Source organism: Paenibacillus sp. SAFN-054, assembly GCF_051966755.1.
Taxonomy (GTDB): domain Bacteria; phylum Bacillota; class Bacilli; order Paenibacillales; family Paenibacillaceae; genus Paenibacillus_AQ.
The window spans coordinates 25,599-47,802 of record NZ_JBQCKS010000010.1; the positions used below are offsets into that span (position 1 = coordinate 25,599).

The window sequence follows — 22,204 nt, forward strand, 5'->3', positions numbered from 1 at the left end:
GATTGTTCCTCCTTTCCTTAGGTGATTATTTCTTCACCGTTTCATTGATTTTCACGAAGCTGTTTTTAGGGCCTGGGATTGCGCCTTTGATCAACAAAACATTACGTTCTGTATCAACTTTAACGACCTCAAGCTTTTGAACAGTCACAGTTACGTTACCCATTTGTCCTGGAAGGTGTTTGCCTTTAGGAACACGGTTTGCTTGAATAGAGCCCATGGAACCTGGTCCGCGATGGTAGCGGGAGCCGTGCGCCATTGGTCCGCGGCTTTGTCCCCAACGTTTGATGTTACCTTGGAAACCTTTACCTTTAGAAGTACCAGTCACGTCAACAAATTCGCCTTCTGCAAAAATATCAGCTTTAAGTTCTTGGCCAACCTCGTATGCCCCGAGGTCAACACCGCGAACTTCGCGAACGTAGCGCTTAGGTGCAGTATTAGCCTTTTTGGCATGGCCTGCTTCAGGTTTGTTGGATCTGCTTTCTTTCTTATCGGAGAAACCGATTTGGATCGCTTCGTATCCATCGTTCTCGACATCTTTCTTTTGCAGAACAACACAAGGACCTGCTTCGATAACCGTTACAGGAATTACATTACCTTCTGGAGTAAATACTTGAGTCATTCCGAGTTTTTTTCCTAAGATACCTTTCATGTTGACACCTCTTTTCTCTTCTCAATTCGGATATTACAATTTAATTTCGATATCTACACCGGACGGCAGGTCCAAGCGCATAAGAGCATCCACAGTTTGTGGAGTTGGGTTCACAATGTCGATCAGACGCTTATGTGTGCGCATTTCGAATTGCTCCCGAGAATCCTTATACTTGTGTACCGCACGGAGAATAGTAATGATTTGCTTTTCAGTTGGAAGCGGAATCGGTCCAGATACACCTGCACCCGAACGTTTCGCAGTTTCAACAATTTTCTCAGCGGATTGATCAAGAATTCTGTGATCGTAAGCCTTCAAACGAATACGAATTTTTTGCTTTGCCATTTTAGTCCCTCCTTCTATCGCCCAATTTGGTATCGGACATACTCCGTGAAAATTTTCTAACCCACCGCTCCATGGCAAAGGGGCCGGGTGTGTCAGTAACCTCTCACATCATCGCAACGTCTCAGAACAACATTCACTATTATATATAAAGAATGGGCACATTGCAAGCTTTAAATGAAAAGATCGTAATTATTCTCGCATGGCCGACAAATCCATTCGTTGCAGCCATTACAGCTCGGCGGTAGCTATCTTAAAACGCTCTGCAGATGCCGCTGCCTGGGCGGTTGAAGTTCCGATTCCTTCAATGGTAGTCATTAATGTGTGAATACGCTCTTCTACGGAAACGATATCCCTGCTGCTGTGCACCATGGAGTCGACAATATTGGTGAAAACCGTACGCGTATCAAGCGATTGCTCTCTCCCTTTCCCCGTCAAGGTACGTACCTCCTCAATTTTTGAGACAACCTGTGATGTCAATTGTCCGGAATTATGCACCAGCTCGGCAATACGAATAACAGTCTTCTTCGTGTCCTCCGACAACCGGCTGACTTCCTGGGCGACAACGCCAAAACCTTTCCCATGTTCGCCTGCTCTGGCTGCCTCGATCGATGCATTTAGAGAAAGCATTTTGGTTTGACTTGCGATTTCCTTCACGGAGTCGACAATGTTGGCGATCTGTCTGGAAGCTTCGCTTAGTTCGCTGACGTGTTTCTCCATCTCGTGAGTACGCTCGTGAATGCTGCTGATCTGCTCGTTTAACGCATCCATCTGCTGGCTGCCTTCCTGAGCCATCCTTTCCGATTCAACCGCAATGACAGACGATTGCTGGAAGGTATTGCTGAGCTCTGCGCTGCTTGCCACAAGCTGCTTAATCGCGGCATTCGTGGATATACTAAGCTGGACAAGATCCTCGCTGAACGAAGCGATTTTGCCCTTTAAATCATCCTTTACCATTTCGTACTGTCGCTGCTTCTCCTGCATGTTTTCCTTCTCGTAAGCCTCAAGCACCAGCTGCTGCTCCAGATTCAACAGTTTGGTAATCGTACGAATCACCCTTAATCGCTGCTGATCTTCCATTTGAATTTCACTGTAGAGCATTTCCATGAAACCATTCTGCAAGTTTTGAAAAGCGGATAGATACCACTTGGGTTCCAGACCTACTCTCTTGTGTACCTTGGCAATCAACATCCGCTTGGATATATAGGACTCATCAATATTACCATTGAAAATTTCCAGCAAATGATCACGAAGGGTTTGCTTCAAACGATCGATCGTACTGTGCTTTACGATGATTTGTTCCAGTTTGTCCACATCGAGCACGGATTTATAAAAATAATCGGTAATGCGATCTATGTAACGCTCCATTTCAGGCTTGATCAACCGAAGCAGCCTTAAATCGGATTCGTTCAAGTCGATCATTCGCATCTGCTCATTGAGTTCGTCGTGACCCGAAAGAAAATGATGATGTCGCTCTCCCTCTACACTTTCGCCCCATGCCATTGGAATGTTTTGTTTGTAATTATCATTTACCGAACCATGAAGCTTCTTCTCCAGAAAACCGAAAGGGCATTTCATACCTCCTGGTCACTCCTCAATCACAGTTATATTTTGTATAATCTTTGTACAAACATCATATGTATTTTGTACAACTTTGTAAAGGGTTTTGTTATATTTTCTATGTCCTCTAGTAAAACGTTTCTCCTTTCCATATGTACATAAAAACAGAAGGTGCTTCTCCAAGGAGAAGCACCTTCTGCATCTTGTGTTTACGACACCACGTTACTCGTTACAGTACAATGTTGCTTATATCGGGAATTAAGGCAAGAGCCTTAATTATTTGGAGATTGTTGCTACTGCGCCCGCGCCAACTGTACGTCCGCCTTCACGAATAGAGAACTTTGTTCCTTCTTCGATCGCGATTGGAGCAATCAGTTGTACGGTTACAGTGATGTTGTCGCCAGGCATAACCATTTCGGCACCTTCTGGCAGGTTGATGATACCCGTTACGTCAGTTGTACGGAAGTAGAACTGTGGACGGTATCCAGTGAAGAAAGGCTTATGACGGCCACCTTCTTCTTTTGTCAGAACGTAGATTTGAGCAGAGAATTCAGTGTGAGGCTTAACTGAACCTGGCTTAGCCAGTACTTGACCACGTTCGATTTGTGCACGGTCTACACCACGAAGCAGGGCTCCGATGTTGTCACCAGCTTGAGCGGAATCAAGCAATTTGCGGAACATTTCTACGCCAGTTACGACGGATTTTCTGGACTCTTCAGCGATACCGATGATTTCGATTTCGTCGCCCACTTTAACAGTACCACGCTCTACACGACCTGTAGCAACGGTACCGCGACCAGTGATGGAGAATACGTCCTCGACAGGCATAAGGAAAGGCTTGTCAGTGTCGCGTTCTGGAGTTGGGATGTACTCGTCGATGATGTTGAACATTTCAACGATTTTTTGTGCCCACTCGCCATCAGGGTTTTGCAGAGCTTCACGAGCAGAACCTTGGATGATTGGAGTGTCGTCGCCTGGGAAGTCATATTCGTTCAGCAGGTCACGTACTTCCATTTCAACCAGTTCAAGAAGTTCAGCGTCTTCAACCATGTCGCATTTGTTCAAGAATACAACGATGTAAGGAACGCCTACTTGGCGGGACAGCAGGATGTGTTCGCGAGTTTGCGGCATTGGGCCGTCAGCTGCGGATACAACCAGGATTGCTCCGTCCATTTGAGCAGCGCCAGTGATCATGTTTTTAACATAGTCGGCGTGTCCAGGGCAGTCAACGTGTGCATAGTGACGAGCAGGTGTTTCATATTCAACGTGAGCTGTGGAGATTGTGATACCGCGCTCGCGCTCTTCTGGAGCTTTGTCGATTTGGTCGAATGCTACAGCAGCACCACCGTAAGTTTTGGACAATACAGTTGTGATAGCAGCAGTCAAAGTAGTTTTACCATGGTCAACGTGACCAATAGTACCGATGTTAACGTGCGGTTTGTTACGTTCAAATTTAGCCTTTGCCATTTTGAACAATTCCTCCTTAAATGGAATAATGTTTTGTATGTTTATGCTGACCGGATTCTATGCAGGTTGTCTTGGATGTAAATGTTCCGGCCAGACTTTGAAACGTTGGTTTGCTTATTCAGCAGATCCTTTGGACTTGGAGATGATCTCTTCCGAGATGTTCTTAGGAACTTCTTCGTAGTGAGACAGTTCCATGGAGAACACGCCGCGTCCTTGGGTACCGGAACGAAGAGTTGTCGAATATCCGAACATTTCGGACAGAGGCACCTTCGCACGGATGATTTGAGCACCGGAACGGGAATCCATACCTTCGATCCGTCCACGGCGGGAGTTCAGCATACCCATTACGTCGCCCATGTATTCCTCAGGCACAGTAACTTCGACTTTCATGATTGGCTCGAGCAAGACAGGCTTACACTTGTCTTTAGCTGCTTTAAGCGCCATGGAACCGGCAATCTTAAACGCCATTTCATTGGAGTCGACATCATGGTAAGAACCGTCTACGATTGTAGCTTTAACGTCTACAAGTGGGAAGCCGGCGAGTACACCATTTTTCATGGCTTCTTCGATACCAGTCAGTGCAGGCTGAATGTATTCTCTTGGTACGGAACCACCGACGATTTTGCTGTCGAATGTGCTGCCAGTACCTGCTTCGAGAGGTTCGAACTCAACCCATACGTGACCGTATTGACCACGACCACCGGATTGGCGAACGAATTTACCTTCGACGCGAGCTGGTTGACGGAAGGTTTCACGGTAAGCAACCTGTGGTTTACCCACGTTGGTTTCTACCTTGAACTCACGACGCATGCGGTCGATGATGATGTCGAGGTGAAGCTCACCCATACCAGCAAGGATGGTTTGGCCAGTCTCTTCATCTGTATGAGCACGCAGCGTAGGATCTTCTTCTGTCAATTTGCCCAAAGCAACGCCCATTTTGTCTTGGTCGGCTTTGGTTTTTGGTTCTACGGCAATCTCGATAACCGGATCCGGGAAGTTCATGGATTCCAGAATTACCGGAGCCTTTTCGTCGCAAAGCGTGTCGCCTGTGCCAGTGTCTTTCAAACCAACGGCAGCTGCGATATCACCGGAGTAAACTTCGCTGATCTCTTGACGGCTGTTCGCGTGCATTTGAAGGATACGGCCAATACGTTCACGTTTGCCTTTGGTTGCATTCAATACGTAAGAACCGGATTGAAGAATACCGGAGTATACGCGGAAGAATGTCAATTTACCAACGTAAGGGTCTGTCATGATTTTAAATGCCAGAGCCGAGAACGGTTCTTCATCGGAAGAATGACGCTCAACTTCGGTTCCGTCTTCCAGGTGACCCTGGATCGATGGAACATCAACTGGAGCCGGCAGGTAATCGATAACAGCGTCCAGCATCAGCTGAACCCCTTTGTTACGGTAAGAAGATCCGCAGATAACTGGGAAGATCTTAACTTCTACAACACCTTTACGGAGTGCAGCTTTCAGTTCAGGAATGGTGATTTCTTCACCTTCCAGATACTTCATAGTCAGTTCTTCGTCAAGTTCTGCGACTTTCTCAACGAGTTCATTGCGAAGTTCTTCGACTTTCTCTTTGAACTCTGCAGGAACTTCTGTTTCTTCAATATCTTGACCCAGGTCATCTTTGTACATGTAAGCTTTTTGCTCAACGATGTCGATGATGCCTTTGAAGTCATTTTCCGCACCGATCGGCAGCTGAATAGCAACTGCGTTCGCTTGCAGACGGTCGCGCATATCTGCAACTACGTTCAGATAGTCGGCACCGATAATATCCATTTTGTTTACATATGCGATCCGTGGTACGCCATAACGATCAGCCTGTCTCCAAACGGTTTCAGACTGAGGTTCAACGCCCTCTTTCGCACTGAAAACGCCTACTGCCCCATCCAATACACGAAGGGAACGTTCAACTTCAACAGTGAAGTCAACGTGCCCCGGGGTGTCAATGATATTTACGCGGTGACCTTTCCAAGAAGCGGTCGTCGCGGCGGAAGTAATCGTGATCCCGCGCTCCTGTTCTTGCTCCATCCAGTCCATTGTAGCAGCACCCTCGTGAACTTCACCGATTTTGTGCGTACGGCCTGTGTAGAACAAGATCCGCTCTGTAGTGGTCGTTTTACCAGCGTCAATATGAGCCATGATCCCGATATTACGTGTATTTTTCAAGGAGAACTCTCTTGCCATGAAATAGTCTCCCTTCAAAATTGAAGTGTAATTTGTTGAACTGAATCCTACCAGCGGTAGTGTGCAAACGCTTTGTTCGCTTCAGCCATTTTGTGTGTATCTTCGCGTTTCTTAACGGAAGCGCCTGTGTTGTTGGAAGCATCGATGATCTCTGCCGCCAAACGCTCTTCCATCGTTTTCTCACCGCGGTTGCGGGAGTAGTTTACGAGCCAACGAAGACCAAGAGCAGTACGTCTCTCTGGTTTTACTTCGATAGGCACCTGGTAGTTTGCACCGCCGACACGGCGAGCTTTAACTTCCAGAACTGGCATGATGTTTTTGATTGCTGCTTCAAACACTTCCATAGGATCTTTACCAGTACGTTCTTGAATCAGCTTGAACGAATTGTAAAGAATGCTTTGAGCAACACCTCTTTTACCATCCAGCATAATGCGGTTGATCAGACGAGTAACCAGCTTGCTGTTATAAACCGGATCTGGCAGCACGTCTCTTTTGGTAACTGGACCTTTGCGTGGCATGGATATCCCCCTTTCTTACGTCATGTACTCATATAAGTTGTATTACGATTTTTTAGCTTTTGGACGCTTAGCACCGTATTTGGAACGAGCCTGCATACGGTTGTTCACACCAGCTGTATCAAGTGCGCCGCGAACGATGTGGTAACGTACACCCGGAAGGTCTTTTACCCGTCCACCGCGAACCAATACCACGCTGTGCTCTTGCAGGTTGTGTCCGATCCCCGGAATGTAAGCTGTCACCTCAATGCGGTTCGTCAAGCGAACACGGGCATATTTACGAAGTGCGGAGTTCGGTTTCTTCGGAGTCATTGTACCTACACGGGTGCAAACTCCACGTTTTTGAGGAGCGCTCAAATCCGTATCTTCACGCTTCAAAGCGTTATATCCTTTCTGCAGAGCAGGGGATTTCGATTTGTAGATTTTTGCTTGACGTCCTTTGCGAACCAGTTGGTTAATTGTTGGCATTCTAGCCACCCCCTTCCAATATGATTATTCTCGTTACAAACCTTGTTTTAAGTCCACAGACCCAGGCGGTTCATAAAAGAACAAATGAAAAGTTTTTGCCGAGAGAAGTTGACCACTCCCCTAACAAAAACGTTCCTTACAGATTGAACTTACGTCCATCCATATCGCTATGGTTTAATGATGGCAGCCATGGCTGCTCCCACTTCAATACCGCATGCTTTCCCCAAATGTACCATGGTATCCACATAGGTGATTTTCACGCCGTGCTTACCGCACAAGCCTTCAATCTTTGAAATGAGCCGGTGTTCCGCATCTTCGGCTACATAAACTTCAGCAGCCTGGCCCAACTCCACAAGCTTCATGGTTTGTTTGGCCCCGATCTTTACATGAGCGTCCTGTAATCCTTTATCATTAGACATCTTTACGATTCCTCCAAAAGTACAGGGTGTTACGTCTCACGCACCTTTGATATATTAGCACCTGCACTGAGCGATGTCAAGAACATCAAGCTATTAATTTTTGCTATTCGCATGAAAAATAACTAGATCCAGCATCCATTGCTTCATAGAAACCTTCATGTAGATAAATCCAACCATTTCTCGGATAGCGCAATAGCAAAAGATTGGAAGGCTTGCGCGAGGGCGCCGGTCAGCCCGGCACTCTCGCAGCAGACATTCCCATTCAAGACTATTCTACAGTAGCAGTTTCCAATTCCTTGGAGCTGTCATTTTCCGCGTTCGGATCATCGAATTTGACGCTGCGGTAGCGGTTCATACCCGTACCCGCAGGGATCAATTTACCGATGATGACATTTTCCTTCAGGCCGAGCAGCTGATCGACTTTGCCTTTGATGGCAGCATCGGTCAGAACGCGCGTTGTTTCCTGGAAGGATGCGGCAGACAAGAACGAATCGGTTTCCAGGGAAGCTTTGGTAATACCGAGCAGGACAGGTTTGGCTACAGCCGGTTCCTTGCCGCTCAGGATCGCTTCCTTGTTCGCTGCTTCGTATTCATGCATGTCGCTGAAGGATCCCGGCAGAAGCGGCGTGTCTCCGGCATCTACGATGCGGATTTTCCGAAGCATCTGCTTGATCATCACTTCAACGTGCTTGTCGTTGATTTCTACGCCTTGGTTCCGGTATACGCGTTGAACTTCCTGAAGGATATAGTTCTGTACGCCGCGGATGCCTTTGATGCGCAGCATTTCTTTCGGGTCAATCGAACCTTCGGTCAGCTCGTCGCCGGCTTCGATTTCCTGTCCTTCGCTTACGCGGAGGCGGGAACCGTAGGTAACAGAGTAAGTTTTCGTTTCCGCTTCGCCTTGAACCTCGATTTCACGACGGTCCTTGCCTTCGCGGATCTCTTTGACCACGCCGTCAATTTCACTGATCGTTGCTTGACCTTTCGGATTCCGCGCTTCGAACAATTCCTGGATACGCGGAAGACCCTGAGTGATATCGTCACCTGCTACACCGCCGGTATGGAACGTACGCATGGTAAGCTGGGTTCCCGGTTCACCGATGGACTGGGCAGCGATAATGCCGACTGCTTCGCCGATTTCGACAAACTTACCGGTAGCCAGGTTACGTCCGTAGCACTTCTTACATACCCCGTGACGCGCACGGCAGCTGAGTACGGAACGGATTTGCAGTTTGGTAACACCAGAGTTTACGATCAGGTTCGCTTTGTCCGAGTCGATCAGTTCGTTGCGGTGAACCAGAATTTCTTTGGTTTCCGGATGACGAACCGTCTCGAAGCAGTAGCGGCCTTCGATACGATCGTAAAGATCCTCGATAACCTCTTTACCGTCTTGGATACGGCTGACGGTGAAGCCTTTATCGGTTCCGCAATCTTCCTCGCGAACGATCACGTCCTGCGCAACGTCAACCAAACGACGAGTCAGGTAACCCGAGTCAGCGGTACGCAAAGCTGTATCCGCCAGACCTTTCCGCGCACCGTGTGTGGAAAGGAAGTACTCGAGTACTGTCAGACCTTCACGGAAGTTCGATTTGATTGGGAGTTCGATGATACGGCCCGACGGGTTGGCCATCAGACCCCGCATACCGCCCAGCTGGGTGATCTGCGATTTGTTACCCCGCGCTTTGGAGTCAACCATGAGCATGATGGAATTGAAACGGTCCATCGACTTCATGAGGACTTCCGTAATATCGTCCTTGGCTTTGGACCAAATATCGATAACGCGGTCATAACGCTCTTCGTTGGTAATCAGACCACGACGGTATTGGTTGGTAACAACCGCAACCTTGTCGTCGGATTCCTTCAGAATCGCTTGTTTTTCTTCCGGCACGATAACGTCGGAAACCGCTACGGTTACGCCGGCACGTGTCGAGTATGTGAAACCGAGCTGTTTGATTTTATCCAGAATAACGGAGGTTTCCGTCGTATGGTAAATTTCGAAACAGCGGGCAATGATCTGACCCAGATATTCCTTGCCTACTGCGCTGCTGACAGGCAGTGCTTCCATACGCTCGCGGATGTCCACGCCTTTTTCATACACGAAATATTTCTCAGGCGTACCGTTGAACAGGTTGTCGCGGGTCGCTTCGTTAATGTACGGGAAGCTGCTTGGGAAAATCTCGTTGAAAATGATGCGTCCTACCGTCGTAAGGAGCATGGCATCCTGCTGCTTATCCGTAAAGCTGGTTTTACCCAAAGCTTTGACAGGGATTGCAACGCGGGCATGCAGACCTGCAGAACCACGCTGATAAGCGGATACGGCTTCGTTCACGGTACGAAGGATCATACCGCTGCCCTTCTCTTCCTTGTTATCCATGGTGAGATAGAAGGAACCGAGGACCATATCCTGGGATGGTGTAACGACCGGTTTACCGTCTTTCGGGTTCAGGATGTTACCGGATGCCAGCATCAGGATGCGGGCTTCGGCCTGAGCTTCGGCAGACAGCGGAACGTGAACCGCCATTTGGTCACCGTCAAAGTCGGCATTGTACGCCGTACATACGAGCGGGTGAAGACGGATCGCGTGACCTTCAACCAGAATCGGTTCGAACGCTTGAATACCCAAACGGTGAAGCGTCGGTGCACGGTTCAGCAGTACCGGATGCTCCTTGATAACTTCTTCGAGGACATCCCATACTTCCGGACTTACACGTTCTACTTTGCGCTTGGCACTCTTGATATTATGGGCAAGGCCTTTGTTGACCAGTTCTTTCATGACAAACGGCTTAAACAATTCCAGAGCCATTTTCTTCGGCAGACCGCATTGGTACATTTTCAGGTAAGGACCAACGACGATAACGGAACGGCCAGAGTAGTCAACACGTTTACCGAGAAGGTTTTGACGGAAACGTCCTTGTTTACCTTTCAGCATATGGCTGAGGGATTTGAGAGGACGGTTACCCGGACCCGTTACAGGACGTCCGCGGCGGCCGTTATCGATCAAGGCGTCGACAGCTTCCTGCAGCATGCGTTTCTCGTTCTGCACGATGATGTCAGGTGCGCCCAGATCAAGCAGGCGTTTCAGACGGTTGTTACGGTTGATAACGCGGCGGTACAGGTCGTTCAGGTCAGACGTTGCAAAACGTCCGCCGTCCAGCTGTACCATCGGACGAAGTTCCGGAGGAATGACCGGAAGCACATCCATGATCATCCATTCTGGCTTGTTGCCGGAATTGCGGAAGGCTTCGATGACTTCAAGGCGCTTGATCGCACGGTTACGGCGTTGACCTTGAGCGGTACGAAGCTCTTCTTTCAGGAATTCGAGTTCTTTCTCGACATCGAGATCCTGCAGAAGCTTTTTGATAGCTTCGGCACCCATGCCTGCTTGGAATCCGTAGCCGTATTTTTCACGGTAGCTGCGGTATTCTTTTTCAGACAGAAGCTGTTTCTTCTCCAGAGGCGTATCTCCTGGATCGGTTACAACATAGGATGCAAAATAAATGATCTCTTCAAGAGATCTTGGAGACATATCCAAAGCGAGACCCATCCGGCTCGGAATGCCTTTAAAGTACCAGATATGGGATACGGGAGCTGCCAGCTCGATATGACCCATCCGTTCGCGGCGAACTTTCGCGCGTGTAACTTCGACGCCGCAGCGATCGCAGACAACGCCTTTGTAACGGACACGCTTATATTTGCCGCAATGGCATTCCCAGTCTTTTTGCGGTCCAAAAATACGTTCGCAGAACAGGCCTTCTTTCTCCGGTTTCAGCGTACGGTAATTGATGGTTTCCGGTTTTTTTACTTCTCCGCGGGACCATGAACGAATTTTTTCCGGGGATGCAAGCCCGATTTTCATGAATTCGAAATTGTTTACGTCCAACAAGGAGCAACCCTCCTAGTCCTATTGTTTTAATCCGAGAATGAGGCAGACGGGTTAGCCCCGTCCGCCGTCAATCACGAACTTATTCCACTCCGACTTCCGCGCCTTCCAGATTGAGGCTCAGCTTATCGCCTGCAGTCTCATCTTCGTCATCGAGCTCTTTCATCTCGATTTCCTGCTCGTCACCGCTCAGGATCTTCACATCCATACCGAGAGACTGAAGCTCTTTGATCAAGACCTTGAATGATTCAGGAACGCCCGGTTCCGGCACATTCTCGCCCTTGACGATGGATTCGTATGTCTTCACCCGGCCGACCACGTCGTCGGATTTGACCGTGAGGATTTCCTGAAGCGTATAGGCGGCGCCGTAGGCTTCCAGCGCCCACACTTCCATCTCACCGAAGCGCTGTCCGCCGAACTGAGCTTTACCACCCAGAGGCTGCTGCGTAACGAGAGAGTAAGGACCTGTGGAACGGGCATGGATTTTATCGTCAACCATGTGCGCCAGTTTGATCATGTGCATGACGCCGACCGTTACTTCGCGTTCGAATCTTTCGCCTGTACGTCCGTCATAAAGCACCGTCTTACCATTGCGCTGCATGCCTGCTTCTTCCATCGTGTCAAATACGTCGTATTCATTGGCTCCGTCAAATACCGGTGTAGCCACATGAATGCCGAGCTGCATGGCCGCAAAGCCCAGATGGACTTCGAGTACCTGCCCGATATTCATCCGCGATGGTACGCCGAGCGGGTTCAGTACGACCTGTACAGGCGTACCGTCCGGCAGGAACGGCATATCTTCTTCCGGCAGAATGCGGGCCACGACCCCTTTGTTACCGTGACGTCCGGCCATTTTGTCACCCTCGGAAATTTTACGCTTCTGAGCGATGTACACACGAACCAGCTGGTTTACGCCTGGAGGCAGCTCATCGCCGTTCTCGCGGGTAAACACTTTAACGTCAACGATAATCCCGTCACTACCATGCGGTACGCGAAGGGACGTGTCACGGACTTCACGAGCCTTTTCACCGAAGATTGCATGCAGGAGACGTTCTTCAGCAGTCAGCTCCGTAACACCTTTTGGCGTTACTTTACCAACCAGAATGTCGCCGGCGCTAATTTCGGCACCGATGCGGATAATGCCGCGCTCGTCAAGGTTTCGAAGCGCATCCTCACCCACGTTAGGAATATCGCGGGTAATTTCCTCAGGTCCAAGCTTGGTATCACGAGCTTCGGATTCGTACTCCTCGATGTGAATCGAAGTGTAGACATCCTCTTTAACCATCTTCTCGCTCAGAAGGATCGCATCCTCGTAGTTGTAACCTTCCCAGGTCATAAACGCAACGACGACGTTACGTCCCAGAGCGAGTTCGCCCATTTCTGTGGAAGGACCGTCTGCCAGGATGTCACCTTTCTTCACGATGTCGCCTTTTTTGGCGAGCGGACGCTGATTAATGCACGTTCCTTGGTTCGAACGCATAAATTTGTGTAATTTATGCTTAACGATATCGCCTTTCACTTCTTTGCCGTCCACGTTTTCGATCCGGCGCACCCAGATCTCGTCCGCGCTCGAACGTTCCACGATGCCGTCATGCTTGGAAACGATACATACGCCCGAATCCTTCGCCGACTTGTGCTCCATTCCGGTTCCGACGAGCGGAGCTTTAGGAATGAGCAGAGGCACAGCCTGACGCTGCATGTTCGATCCCATCAGCGCACGGTTGGAGTCATCGTTCTCAAGGAACGGAATGAGCGCCGTCGCGACGGATACAACCTGCTTCGGAGATACGTCCATGTAATCGACGCGTTCATTCGGCATTGGCAAAATGTTATCGGACTGTTTGTTATAACGGACGATAACCATTTCTTCCGCAAACGTTCCATCATCATTGAGCTTCGCATTCGCCTGGGCGACAACGTAGTTGTCTTCCTCGTCTGCCGTGAGATAGTCGATATGATCGGTTACCACACCCGTCTTCGGATCTACCCAGCGGTACGGAGCTTCGATAAAGCCGTACTCATTGATGCGGGCAAACGTAGACAGGGAGTTGATCAAACCGATGTTCGGACCTTCCGGCGTCTCAATCGGACACATACGGCCATAGTGACTGTGATGGACGTCACGCACTTCAAAGCCTGCGCGCTCACGCGTCAAACCACCTGGTCCGAGTGCGGACAGACGGCGTTTGTGCGTCAGTTCTGCGAGCGGGTTCGTTTGGTCCATAAACTGCGACAGCTGGGAGCTTCCGAAGAACTCCTTGATCGATGCAATCACAGGACGTATGTTGATCAGTGCCTGAGGCGTAATAACATTGGCATCCTGGATCGACATTCTTTCACGTACCACGCGTTCCATCCGGGACAAACCGATCCGGAACTGGTTCTGCAGCAGCTCGCCAACGGAACGCAGACGACGGTTACCCAGATGGTCAATGTCATCCGTATTGCCGATGCCGTGCAGCAGATTAATAAAGTAGCTGATCGAGGAAATAATATCAGCAGGCGTAATATGCTTCACCGATTTGTCGATGTTGGCATTCGCCAGTACCTTAACAACTTTCCCGTCTTCGATCGGCGAGAACACTTCGATGCTTTGAAGCGGAATGTCATCAGCATCAAGCACACCGTTCGCAACATGATAGGTTTTGTGGCCGACCATGTTGTCCAAATGTGGCAGAATCTCATCCAGCAAGCGGCGGTCAACCATTTGACCTGCTTCTGCGATGATTTCGCCGGTGCTTGCGTCAATCAATGTCTCAGCCAGACGTTGGTTGAACAAACGGTTCTTGATATGAAGCTTTTTATTGATTTTATAACGGCCGACGTTGGCCAGATCATATCGTTTTGGATCAAAGAAACGCGCTACGAGGAGGCTCTTCGCATTATCCAGCGTAGGCGGTTCGCCAGGACGGAGGCGTTCGTAAATCTCAATGAGCGCTTTCTCCGTAGAATCGGTATTGTCTTTATCCAGCGTATTGCGGATATATTCGTCATTGCCTAGCAGGTCCAAAATTTCGGCGTCGCTGCCAAAACCAAGCGCCCGAAGCAAAACGGTAACCGGGATTTTACGGGTACGGTCAATCCGGACATACATAATATCCTTCGCATCCGTCTCCAGTTCAAGCCATGCGCCGCGGTTAGGAATAACTGTCGCGGTGTATGTCTTTTTGCCGTTCTTATCGACTTTCGTACTGAAGTAGACGCTAGGAGAGCGTACCAACTGGCTGACAATGACCCGTTCTGCGCCATTGATAATAAACGTACCGGTCTCCGTCATCAGAGGGAAATCTCCCATGAATACTTCCTGTTCTTTGACTTCTCCGGTTTCTTTGTTGATGAGCCGTACCTTCACCCGTAAAGGTGCTGCATACGTCACGTCGCGTTCCTTAGCGTCATCGACGGTGTATTTAGGTTCACCAAGGCTGTAGTCAATAAACTCCAGCACCAAATTGCCCGTAAAATCCTGAATTGGCGAGATATCCTGGAACATTTCGCGCAATCCTTCCTCCAAAAACCATTCGTATGATTTCTGTTGGATTTCGATCAGGTTCGGAACCTCTAGTACTTCATTAATTCGCGCATAACTTCGCCGAGTGCGTCGACCATACTGAACAAGATGTCCTGCCAACTTTAACTCACCCCTCATGTCTACTCACTTCAAAAATTGATTGCGAACCTCTGTTTGGAACCTTATAATGGATTCATGCAGAGGATTCATCCACAAATAAAGAAAAGCCCTTACCCGAATGCTTTCGAACAAAGAGCAACTTATCCATGGTCTTCTTAGCTAAACACGGAAGTGGCCTCATATCCTGTAGATTTGCCCAAAATGTACATATTATACGTGAACATGCCCTCGTTTATGCATCTCTCCGCATAAAAACTATTGACATTTCAGTCAACTAAAGACAAGAAGCCTATCCTAATACTGACATTTTATAATAATATCACATCAGTAATTTCAAGTCAATAGTCCTATTGCACATTATTGAGAAGTTTTTATAGCCTTAAAAATCCGGTAGCCTTTATCCTTCGTGACTTCCTCCACTCGCCCAAACAACCCTTCAAGCTTGGCCTTTGCCGAAGGTGCACCCTGCTTCTTCTGAATAACAATCCACAGCGTTCCACCGTCCCGCAAATGTGCATAAGCCTGTTCAAAAATCGCATGCACGGTATCTTTGCCGGCACGGATCGGCGGATTGGTCAGTACGACATCAAAGCTCTTGTCTTTAACAGCAGCGAACAGGTCACTTTCCAGAACGGTCACATTTCCGATGCCATTCAGCTTCGCATTTTCCTTGGCCAGCTCCACTGCACGGGAGTTCACGTCGAGCATCGTCACATGACCCTTAACAGCTAGTCGAGCGGCCACAAATCCGATAGGGCCGTATCCGCACCCGACATCGAGAACTTCCGCATGCTCCGGAATATCCATCGCTTCAATCAGAACCTTGCTGCCAAAGTCCACGCCCTTTTTGGAAAACACCCCCGCGTCGCTAACGAACTTCAAGGTTTGGCCTCGAAGCGTTTCTTCCAGCTGACGCCGGTCATGACTGGCTTCCGGCTGATTCGAATAGTAATGCTGTGACATGCCGTTCCTCCGTATCTTGGTCTTGTATTCACAGAATTCCCCTTCCGGCCGCAACTCAGACCTCAAGGACAGACTGTTTTTACAAAAACAAACCCCTTGAGGATTCAAGGGGTTTGTTATGTTCAATGCCGCTTAAGAAGGAATTACTTCACTTCTACAGTAGCGCCTGCTTCTTCCAATTTTGCTTTAACGGATTCAGCTTCTTCTTTAGCCACTTTTTCTTTAAGTGGTTTTGGTGCGTTGTCAACGAGGTCTTTAGCTTCTTTCAAGCCAAGGCCAGTGATTTCGCGAACCGCTTTGATAACGTTGATTTTGGAAGCACCAGCGTTAGTCAGGATTACGTCAAATTCGGATTGCTCTTCAGCTTCAGCTGCGCCAGCGCCGCCGCCTACCATAGCTACTGGAGCTGCAGCAGTTACGCCGAATTCTTCTTCGATTGCTTTAACAAGATCGTTCAGTTCCAAAACAGTCATACCTTTGATTGCTTCCAAGATTTGCTCTTTACTCATGGTTGAACCTCCATTTTATAATAAAAGTTTTTTGTGGTTGTACTTCATATTGCGGGAAGAAGCAAGTGCTTACGCGCCTTGTTCTTCTTTCTCTGCAACGGCTTTAACTGCAAGCGCGAAGTTGCGCATTGGAGCTTGAAGCACGCTGAGGAGCATGGAAAGGAGACCTTCGCGGGATGGCAGTTCTGCCAGCGCTTTGACTTGGTCAACGCCAACTACACGGCCTTCGACCACGCCACCTTTCAATTTCAAAGCATCGTTCTTTTTAGCAAAATCGTTAAGGATTTTTGCTGGAGCTACGGCGTCTTCCGCGCTGAATGCAATCGCTGTAGGACCGGTCAAAACTTCGTCCAGTTCAGTCAGCTCAGCAGCAGCGGTAGCGCGGCGCAGCAACGTGTTTTTCAACACTTGGAATTCAACGCCAGCTTCACGAAGCTGCTTACGCAGTTCAGTCACCTGGGAAACGTTCAATCCGCGGTAGTCTGCAACAACGGTAGATGCGCTGTCGCGCAATTTAGCCGTCACAACTTCTACTGCTTCTTGTTTCGCTTGAATCACTTTAGCGTTTGCCATGTCTACACCTCCTGAAAAATTTCACTGTCCTCAGCCACCGGAGTGATCCGGTCGCCGGGACATTCTGCTATAGGTTCAGACGAAAAGCATGACTGCTTCCGCCCTCTACTACGTTCTAGGCAAGTAAAAAGCCTCCGTAGAATCACGAAGGCCTGATAAATGATGTTTGTCCGAACCGAATTCATTCAAACATCTAAATTCTATCACAACACCTCGGTAGGAAATTAAGCCTTGATGGCACCTACTGTCTACGGTAAGCATATTCAACTTTAATGGTCACTTCTTTGCAACAACTTTAACAGATTATCAGATAACGTGACAGAAGTCAACGTTATTTTTATTATCTGTAAGTAGCTGTGCTCACGCGTGCGCTTGGTCCCATCGTCGAGGATACTGCGATCCCTTTCAGATAAACACCTTTTGCAGCAGCCGGTTTAGCACGGTTGAGTGCGTCGATGAGAGCTTTGAGGTTCTCATTCAGTTGAGTCGCATCAAAGGATACTTTACCGATTGGAGCGTGGATTTGACCTGCTTTGTCCAGACGGTATTCGATTTTACCGGCTTTAATTTCTTGAACAGCCTTGGAAACATCGAATGTAACTGTACCTGCTTTAGGGTTAGGCATGAGGCCTTTACCACCGAGCAGACGACCCAGTTTACCGACTTCGCTCATCATGTCAGGTGTAGCTACGCAGACGTCGAATTCGAACCAGCCCTGTTGGATTTTGTTGATCATGTCTTGATCGCCAACATAATCCGCGCCAGCCGCTTCCGCTTCTTTCGCTTTGTCACCTTTTGCAAATACCAGTACGCGTTGTGTTTTACCTGTGCCGTGAGGCAGTACAACAACACCACGAACAGCCTGGTCTTGTTTACGCGGGTCTACGCCCAGACGAACAGCAACTTCAACGGTTTCGTCGAATTTGGCAGTCGCAGCCTTTTTCACAAGCTCAACAGCTTCTGAAGGCTCGTAAAATGTTTCGCTGTCAATCAGCTTGGCAGCTTCAACATATTTCTTACCATGTTTCGCCATGTTTGTTCCTCCTTTGTGGTTTTAACGGAAATTCCTCCCACATGTGCCGGTCACGCTTGACCGGTTGTCGCAGAAAAACCGAATAAAAATTAGTCTTCGATATTGATACCCATAGAACGGGCAGTACCCTCAACCATACGCATAGCAGCTTCTACGGAAGCAGCGTTAAGGTCAGGCATTTTTGTTTCAGCGATTTCACGAACCGCGCTACGTTTAACTGTTGCCACCTTTTTCTTGTTAGGTTCGCCGGAACCCTTCTCGATTTTTGCAGCTACGCGAAGCAGAACTGCAGCCGGTGGAGTTTTAGTGATAAACGTAAAGGAACGATCTTCAAATACCGAGATTTCAACCGGAATAATCAGACCAGCTTGATCAGCAGTACGAGCGTTGAATTCTTTACAGAATGCCATGATGTTGACACCTGCTTGACCCAATGCTGGACCTACCGGTGGTGCTGGATTCGCTTTACCTGCAGGGATTTGCAGTTTTACCATTTTGATTACCTTTTTTGCCATGTAAGACACCTCCTTCAAAAGTGGTTAACGGGACTAGGTTGCCCCTCCCACAAGAAACCTGAAGATAATTATATCTTCTCCACCTGAGTATAATCCAGCTCAAGCGGGGTTTCCCGTCCAAACATGTTGACGTGAACTTTGAGTTTGCTCTTGTCGGCCAGAATTTCTTCTACAGAGCCCACAAAATTCGCAAACGGACCAACCTTGATACGCACAGATTCTTTGATGTCGAATTCGATCTTCGGCTTCGGTTCTTCCATCCCCATATGCTTCAGGATTTGCTCAACCTCTTCCGGAAGCAGTGGAGTCGGTTTGGAACCCGAACCCGTCGATCCGACGAACCCTGTAACTCCAGGCGTATTGCGGACAACATACCAAGAGTCGTCGGTCTGGATCATTTCAACCAAGACATAACCGGGGTAAACTTTTCTCATGACGGTCTTCTTCTTACCGTCTTTGTTTACGATTTCTTCTTCCATCGGAACAAGAACGCGGAATATCTTGTCTTCCATGCCCATAGACTCAACGCGTTTCTCCAAATTGGCCTTTACCTTGTTCTCATACCCGGAATAGGTATGCACAACGTACCATCTTTTTTCCATAGTTTCCATATCAAGCCACCCGGGACCCTTCTTAAATAATCGCTTCGATCACAGCGGAAATGCCGATATCCAGAACCCAAAAATAAATCGTGACGAATACAATGGTGCCGAGGACGATCAGAGTATAATTCGTCAGCTCTTTACGATTAGGCCAGCGAACTTTTTTGAGCTCCGCCCAGCTTTCAGAGAAAAAGGAAAACAGAGACTTGAAACTACTTTTCACGCCGACTACACCTCCAAAAAACTATCTGGTTTCGCGATGAGGAGTTTGCTCGTTACAGAACTTGCAAAATTTCTTCATCTCCATGCGGTCGGGGTGATTTCGCTTGTTTTTGGTAGTCGTATAGTTTCTTTGTTTGCAGTTCGTACAAGCCAAAGTGATAATTACCCGCATGCTGTGCACCTCCCGAAGACTTCCTTCTTTTCAGAAGGGTCTATATTTCCTAGCAGAACAGCCCAAGCCCTTCATTGCTGAAAAGAAAAAAACCGTTCCTGCGAAATGAATAAGAAACAAAAACCGACCGGTCTTTGCTCGAATATTCATTAAAACACGCGAATTTAGGCCTACCTAAAACACTTTATCATAAGGGTCAACCCGTGTCAACGAAAGAATCCCTCTGTTTTCGGCATGCAAAAACCGCTTTTTCCCTTGTCGTTTCAAGCCTTTTTTCTCTGACGAAAGCCGCCTGCATTCATTTACCATTATGATTCATTCCTGTTGTGCTTAAACCTTGGCAAACTTCCTCTGTGAAAAAAAAAGACTCTGAAATGAGCCTTTTCCATCAAAGCGTCTAATTGTCGCGAACTTCCAAATAACGTTCCAATTTGCGTTTGACCCGCTGCAGTGCATTGTCAATCGATTTCACATGCCTCTTCAAATCGACCGCGATCTCTTGATAGGAGCGGCCGTCCAAGTACAGCATCAGCACTTTGCGTTCCAGGTCACTTAAAATTTCGGACATCTTGTCCTCCAGGCCCACAAACTCTTCCTGGTTAATAATCAGCTCCTCAGGATCTGAAACCTGGGAACCGCAAATCACATCAAGCAGCGTACGGTCGGAATCTTCATCGTAAATCGGCTTGTCCAAAGATACATATGAGTTCAGCGGAATATGCTTCTGTCTCGTCGCCGTCTTGATCGCCGTAATGATCTGCCGTGTAATGCACAGCTCGGCAAAGGCTTTGAACGAAGACTGCTTGTCCGTTCTGAAATCGCGAATCGATTTGTATAAGCCGATCATGCCTTCCTGAATGATATCTTCCCGGTCGGCACCGATCAAAAAGTAAGACCTGGCTTTGGCGCGTACGAAATTCCGGTACTTGTTAATCAAGAACTCCAGCGCTTCGCTATCGCCTTCGCGAAAATATTCGACAACGTCCTCATCTGACTTATACTCGTAATCCGACAACGTTAATTCTTTGAGGTCTACACTCACCAAGAATCCCCCCGGCTGCAACGCAAGGTACCCCGTTACTCTGTGAAATATACGAACAGTATATATGATGGCAGTTCAAGCCGTCAACCACGTATTCCCTAAAAAAGAACATGAATAACAAAATTGTCAAGAGATTCAAATTTGTAATAACTTCCATATTTTGTTATTCTCTGCGCCATTTCTCGAATATTTCCCTGAGCTCCGGTTTGAGCTTGCTGTCCAGCGTGTTCCGTGTAGAAGCAGCTTGATCATGCTTAATGCGGTTTTGAATTGCCTTTTGGCAGTTTTCCACCTCGATCAGAAGCTCCCGGGCAGATAGCCGAAGCGCACCACGGGCAAAAATCACATGCTGCTCGATGAAATCGCTGGTCGCCACGTATATTTTGCGGCTGCGAAGGCTGAGTTCTCCTACGAGCCGCTCTATACATTCATCGGCAGTTTCCTTCTCTTTCGTGAAGTAAACCTGAATTTTACTTTGGTGAAAGGCTTTGCCGAGCCCCGGCACCCGGTATGCGTCGAAGACGGCAATAACCTTGCGGCCGGTGAAAGCCTGATAATCCGCGAGCATGCCGAGCAAATTATCGCGCGCCTCCTGCATGCTGATTTGCGACAGCTTCGCAAGAGACGGCCAGGCTCCGATCATGTTATAGCCGTCCACCAGAAGCACATCCCGCAAATCTGCCATTGCACGTTAACCTTGGTTGCGGCGGCGCAATACTTCGTACATGACCACACCAGCAGCCACCGAGGCGTTCAGTGAATTGATCTGCCCGTTCATCGGCAGCTTGATCAGGACGTCGCATTTTTCACGGATTAGCCGTCCCATGCCCTTGCCTTCATTTCCGATGACGATAGCTACCGGCCCGTCGAAAACGTTGGTTTCGTAAATACCGGCTGCTGCTGATACATCGGTGCCTACGACCCAGATTCCTTTTTCCTTCAGAGCATCAATGGTCTGACCCAGATTGGTCACTCTCGCAACAGGCACATACTCCGCGGCTCCGGCCGATGTTTTCGAGACCGTTGCCGTAACCTGTGCTGAGCGGCGCTTGGGAACGATAACACCATGCACGCCGGTGCAGTCCGCGGTACGGAGAATCGATCCCAGATTATGAGGATCCTCAATTTCATCCAGCAGCAGAATAAAAGGCGGCTCCCCTTTGTCTTCTGCCGCAAGCAGGATATCCTCTACTTCCGCATAAGCGTAGGGTGCTACTTGAGCGACAACGCCCTGATGCTGCATTCCGGGCGCCAGCTGGTCAAGCTTGCGCTTATCTACCTGCTGAATGACGATGCCCAGCTTCTTGGCCTCGATGATGATCGGCTGGGTCAGATGCTTTTGCGCATTTTCGGCAACCCAAATTTTATTGATCGTACGGCCGGATTTGAGCGCTTCGATGACCGAATGCTTCCCGCCGATAATTTCTTCTTCCATGATATCCTCCACAAGCT

At 48.5% G+C, this 22,204-nt stretch carries 21 protein-coding genes and 1 other annotated feature; all 21 genes read right to left on the reverse strand.

Annotation, left to right across the window (positions count from 1 at the left end):
- Window positions 1–25: 25 nt before the first annotated feature.
- The 21 genes from rplC to rlmB all read right to left on the reverse strand — a co-directional run bounded on the left by rplC (window position 26) and on the right by rlmB (window position 22,187).
- Window positions 26–649: a 50S ribosomal protein L3 gene (gene rplC / locus ACTHPM_RS26530; RefSeq protein WP_440398286.1), complete on the reverse strand. Its 624-nt coding sequence runs from the start codon at window positions 647–649 to the stop codon at window positions 26–28.
- 33 nt (window positions 650–682) lie between these two features.
- Window positions 683–991, reverse strand: coding sequence for a 30S ribosomal protein S10 (gene rpsJ, locus ACTHPM_RS26535; RefSeq protein WP_005544556.1), 309 nt, complete (start codon window positions 989–991; stop codon window positions 683–685).
- A gap of 228 nt (window positions 992–1,219) precedes the next feature.
- Complete coding sequence (locus tag ACTHPM_RS26540) at window positions 1,220–2,566, reverse strand: protoglobin domain-containing protein (RefSeq protein ID WP_440398285.1); 1,347 nt, start codon at window positions 2,564–2,566, stop codon at window positions 1,220–1,222.
- Between the two features lie 258 nt (window positions 2,567–2,824).
- On the reverse strand, window positions 2,825–4,015 hold the full coding sequence (gene tuf / locus ACTHPM_RS26545) for an elongation factor Tu (RefSeq protein ID WP_440398283.1): 1,191 nt from the start codon (window positions 4,013–4,015) through the stop codon (window positions 2,825–2,827).
- 114 nt (window positions 4,016–4,129) lie between these two features.
- On the reverse strand, window positions 4,130–6,211 hold the full coding sequence (gene fusA / locus ACTHPM_RS26550) for an elongation factor G (protein WP_440398282.1): 2,082 nt from the start codon (window positions 6,209–6,211) through the stop codon (window positions 4,130–4,132).
- 47 nt (window positions 6,212–6,258) lie between these two features.
- Window positions 6,259–6,729 carry a 30S ribosomal protein S7 gene (rpsG, locus tag ACTHPM_RS26555; protein WP_127606534.1) on the reverse strand — a complete coding sequence of 157 codons (471 nt, stop codon included), beginning with the start codon at window positions 6,727–6,729 and terminating at the stop codon, window positions 6,259–6,261.
- Window positions 6,730–6,771: 42 nt separating this feature from the next.
- Window positions 6,772–7,194, reverse strand: coding sequence for a 30S ribosomal protein S12 (gene rpsL, locus ACTHPM_RS26560; protein WP_127606536.1), 423 nt, complete (start codon window positions 7,192–7,194; stop codon window positions 6,772–6,774).
- 167 nt (window positions 7,195–7,361) lie between these two features.
- Window positions 7,362–7,613 (reverse strand): ribosomal L7Ae/L30e/S12e/Gadd45 family protein, encoded by a 252-nt coding sequence (locus ACTHPM_RS26565; protein WP_440398281.1) that lies wholly within the window; start codon window positions 7,611–7,613, stop codon window positions 7,362–7,364.
- Between the two features lie 268 nt (window positions 7,614–7,881).
- Complete coding sequence (gene rpoC / locus ACTHPM_RS26570) at window positions 7,882–11,496, reverse strand: DNA-directed RNA polymerase subunit beta' (RefSeq protein WP_440398280.1); 3,615 nt, start codon at window positions 11,494–11,496, stop codon at window positions 7,882–7,884.
- A 79-nt stretch (window positions 11,497–11,575) separates the two neighbouring features.
- Window positions 11,576–15,121, reverse strand: coding sequence for a DNA-directed RNA polymerase subunit beta (gene rpoB, locus ACTHPM_RS26575; RefSeq protein ID WP_440398279.1), 3,546 nt, complete (start codon window positions 15,119–15,121; stop codon window positions 11,576–11,578).
- Between the two features lie 357 nt (window positions 15,122–15,478).
- A complete protein-coding gene (locus ACTHPM_RS26580) occupies window positions 15,479–16,084 on the reverse strand; it encodes a class I SAM-dependent methyltransferase (RefSeq protein ID WP_440398278.1) in 606 nt (201 codons plus the stop codon).
- A gap of 143 nt (window positions 16,085–16,227) precedes the next feature.
- Window positions 16,228–16,593: a 50S ribosomal protein L7/L12 gene (rplL, locus tag ACTHPM_RS26585; RefSeq protein ID WP_440398277.1), complete on the reverse strand. Its 366-nt coding sequence runs from the start codon at window positions 16,591–16,593 to the stop codon at window positions 16,228–16,230.
- A gap of 69 nt (window positions 16,594–16,662) precedes the next feature.
- Window positions 16,663–17,166 carry a 50S ribosomal protein L10 gene (gene rplJ / locus ACTHPM_RS26590; RefSeq protein ID WP_440398276.1) on the reverse strand — a complete coding sequence of 168 codons (504 nt, stop codon included), beginning with the start codon at window positions 17,164–17,166 and terminating at the stop codon, window positions 16,663–16,665.
- Between the two features lie 115 nt (window positions 17,167–17,281).
- Window positions 17,282–17,438, reverse strand: a sequence feature (ribosomal protein L10 leader region).
- Between the two features lie 68 nt (window positions 17,439–17,506).
- A complete protein-coding gene (gene rplA / locus ACTHPM_RS26595) occupies window positions 17,507–18,199 on the reverse strand; it encodes a 50S ribosomal protein L1 (protein ID WP_440398275.1) in 693 nt (230 codons plus the stop codon).
- 89 nt (window positions 18,200–18,288) lie between these two features.
- Window positions 18,289–18,714 carry a 50S ribosomal protein L11 gene (rplK, locus tag ACTHPM_RS26600; RefSeq protein ID WP_160501045.1) on the reverse strand — a complete coding sequence of 142 codons (426 nt, stop codon included), beginning with the start codon at window positions 18,712–18,714 and terminating at the stop codon, window positions 18,289–18,291.
- 68 nt (window positions 18,715–18,782) lie between these two features.
- Window positions 18,783–19,316: a transcription termination/antitermination protein NusG gene (gene nusG, locus ACTHPM_RS26605; RefSeq protein WP_160501064.1), complete on the reverse strand. Its 534-nt coding sequence runs from the start codon at window positions 19,314–19,316 to the stop codon at window positions 18,783–18,785.
- Between the two features lie 31 nt (window positions 19,317–19,347).
- Window positions 19,348–19,539, reverse strand: a complete 192-nt coding sequence (gene secE / locus ACTHPM_RS26610) for a preprotein translocase subunit SecE (RefSeq protein ID WP_036712533.1) — start codon at window positions 19,537–19,539, stop codon at window positions 19,348–19,350.
- 21 nt (window positions 19,540–19,560) lie between these two features.
- Window positions 19,561–19,710 (reverse strand): 50S ribosomal protein L33, encoded by a 150-nt coding sequence (rpmG, locus tag ACTHPM_RS26615; protein WP_076176720.1) that lies wholly within the window; start codon window positions 19,708–19,710, stop codon window positions 19,561–19,563.
- Window positions 19,711–20,107: 397 nt separating this feature from the next.
- Complete coding sequence (gene sigH, locus ACTHPM_RS26620; protein WP_440398274.1) at window positions 20,108–20,752, reverse strand: RNA polymerase sporulation sigma factor SigH; 645 nt, start codon at window positions 20,750–20,752, stop codon at window positions 20,108–20,110.
- Between the two features lie 163 nt (window positions 20,753–20,915).
- Window positions 20,916–21,437: an NYN domain-containing protein gene (locus ACTHPM_RS26625; protein WP_440398273.1), complete on the reverse strand. Its 522-nt coding sequence runs from the start codon at window positions 21,435–21,437 to the stop codon at window positions 20,916–20,918.
- Between the two features lie 6 nt (window positions 21,438–21,443).
- Complete coding sequence (gene rlmB / locus ACTHPM_RS26630) at window positions 21,444–22,187, reverse strand: 23S rRNA (guanosine(2251)-2'-O)-methyltransferase RlmB (RefSeq protein ID WP_440398272.1); 744 nt, start codon at window positions 22,185–22,187, stop codon at window positions 21,444–21,446.
- Window positions 22,188–22,204 lie beyond the last annotated feature (17 nt).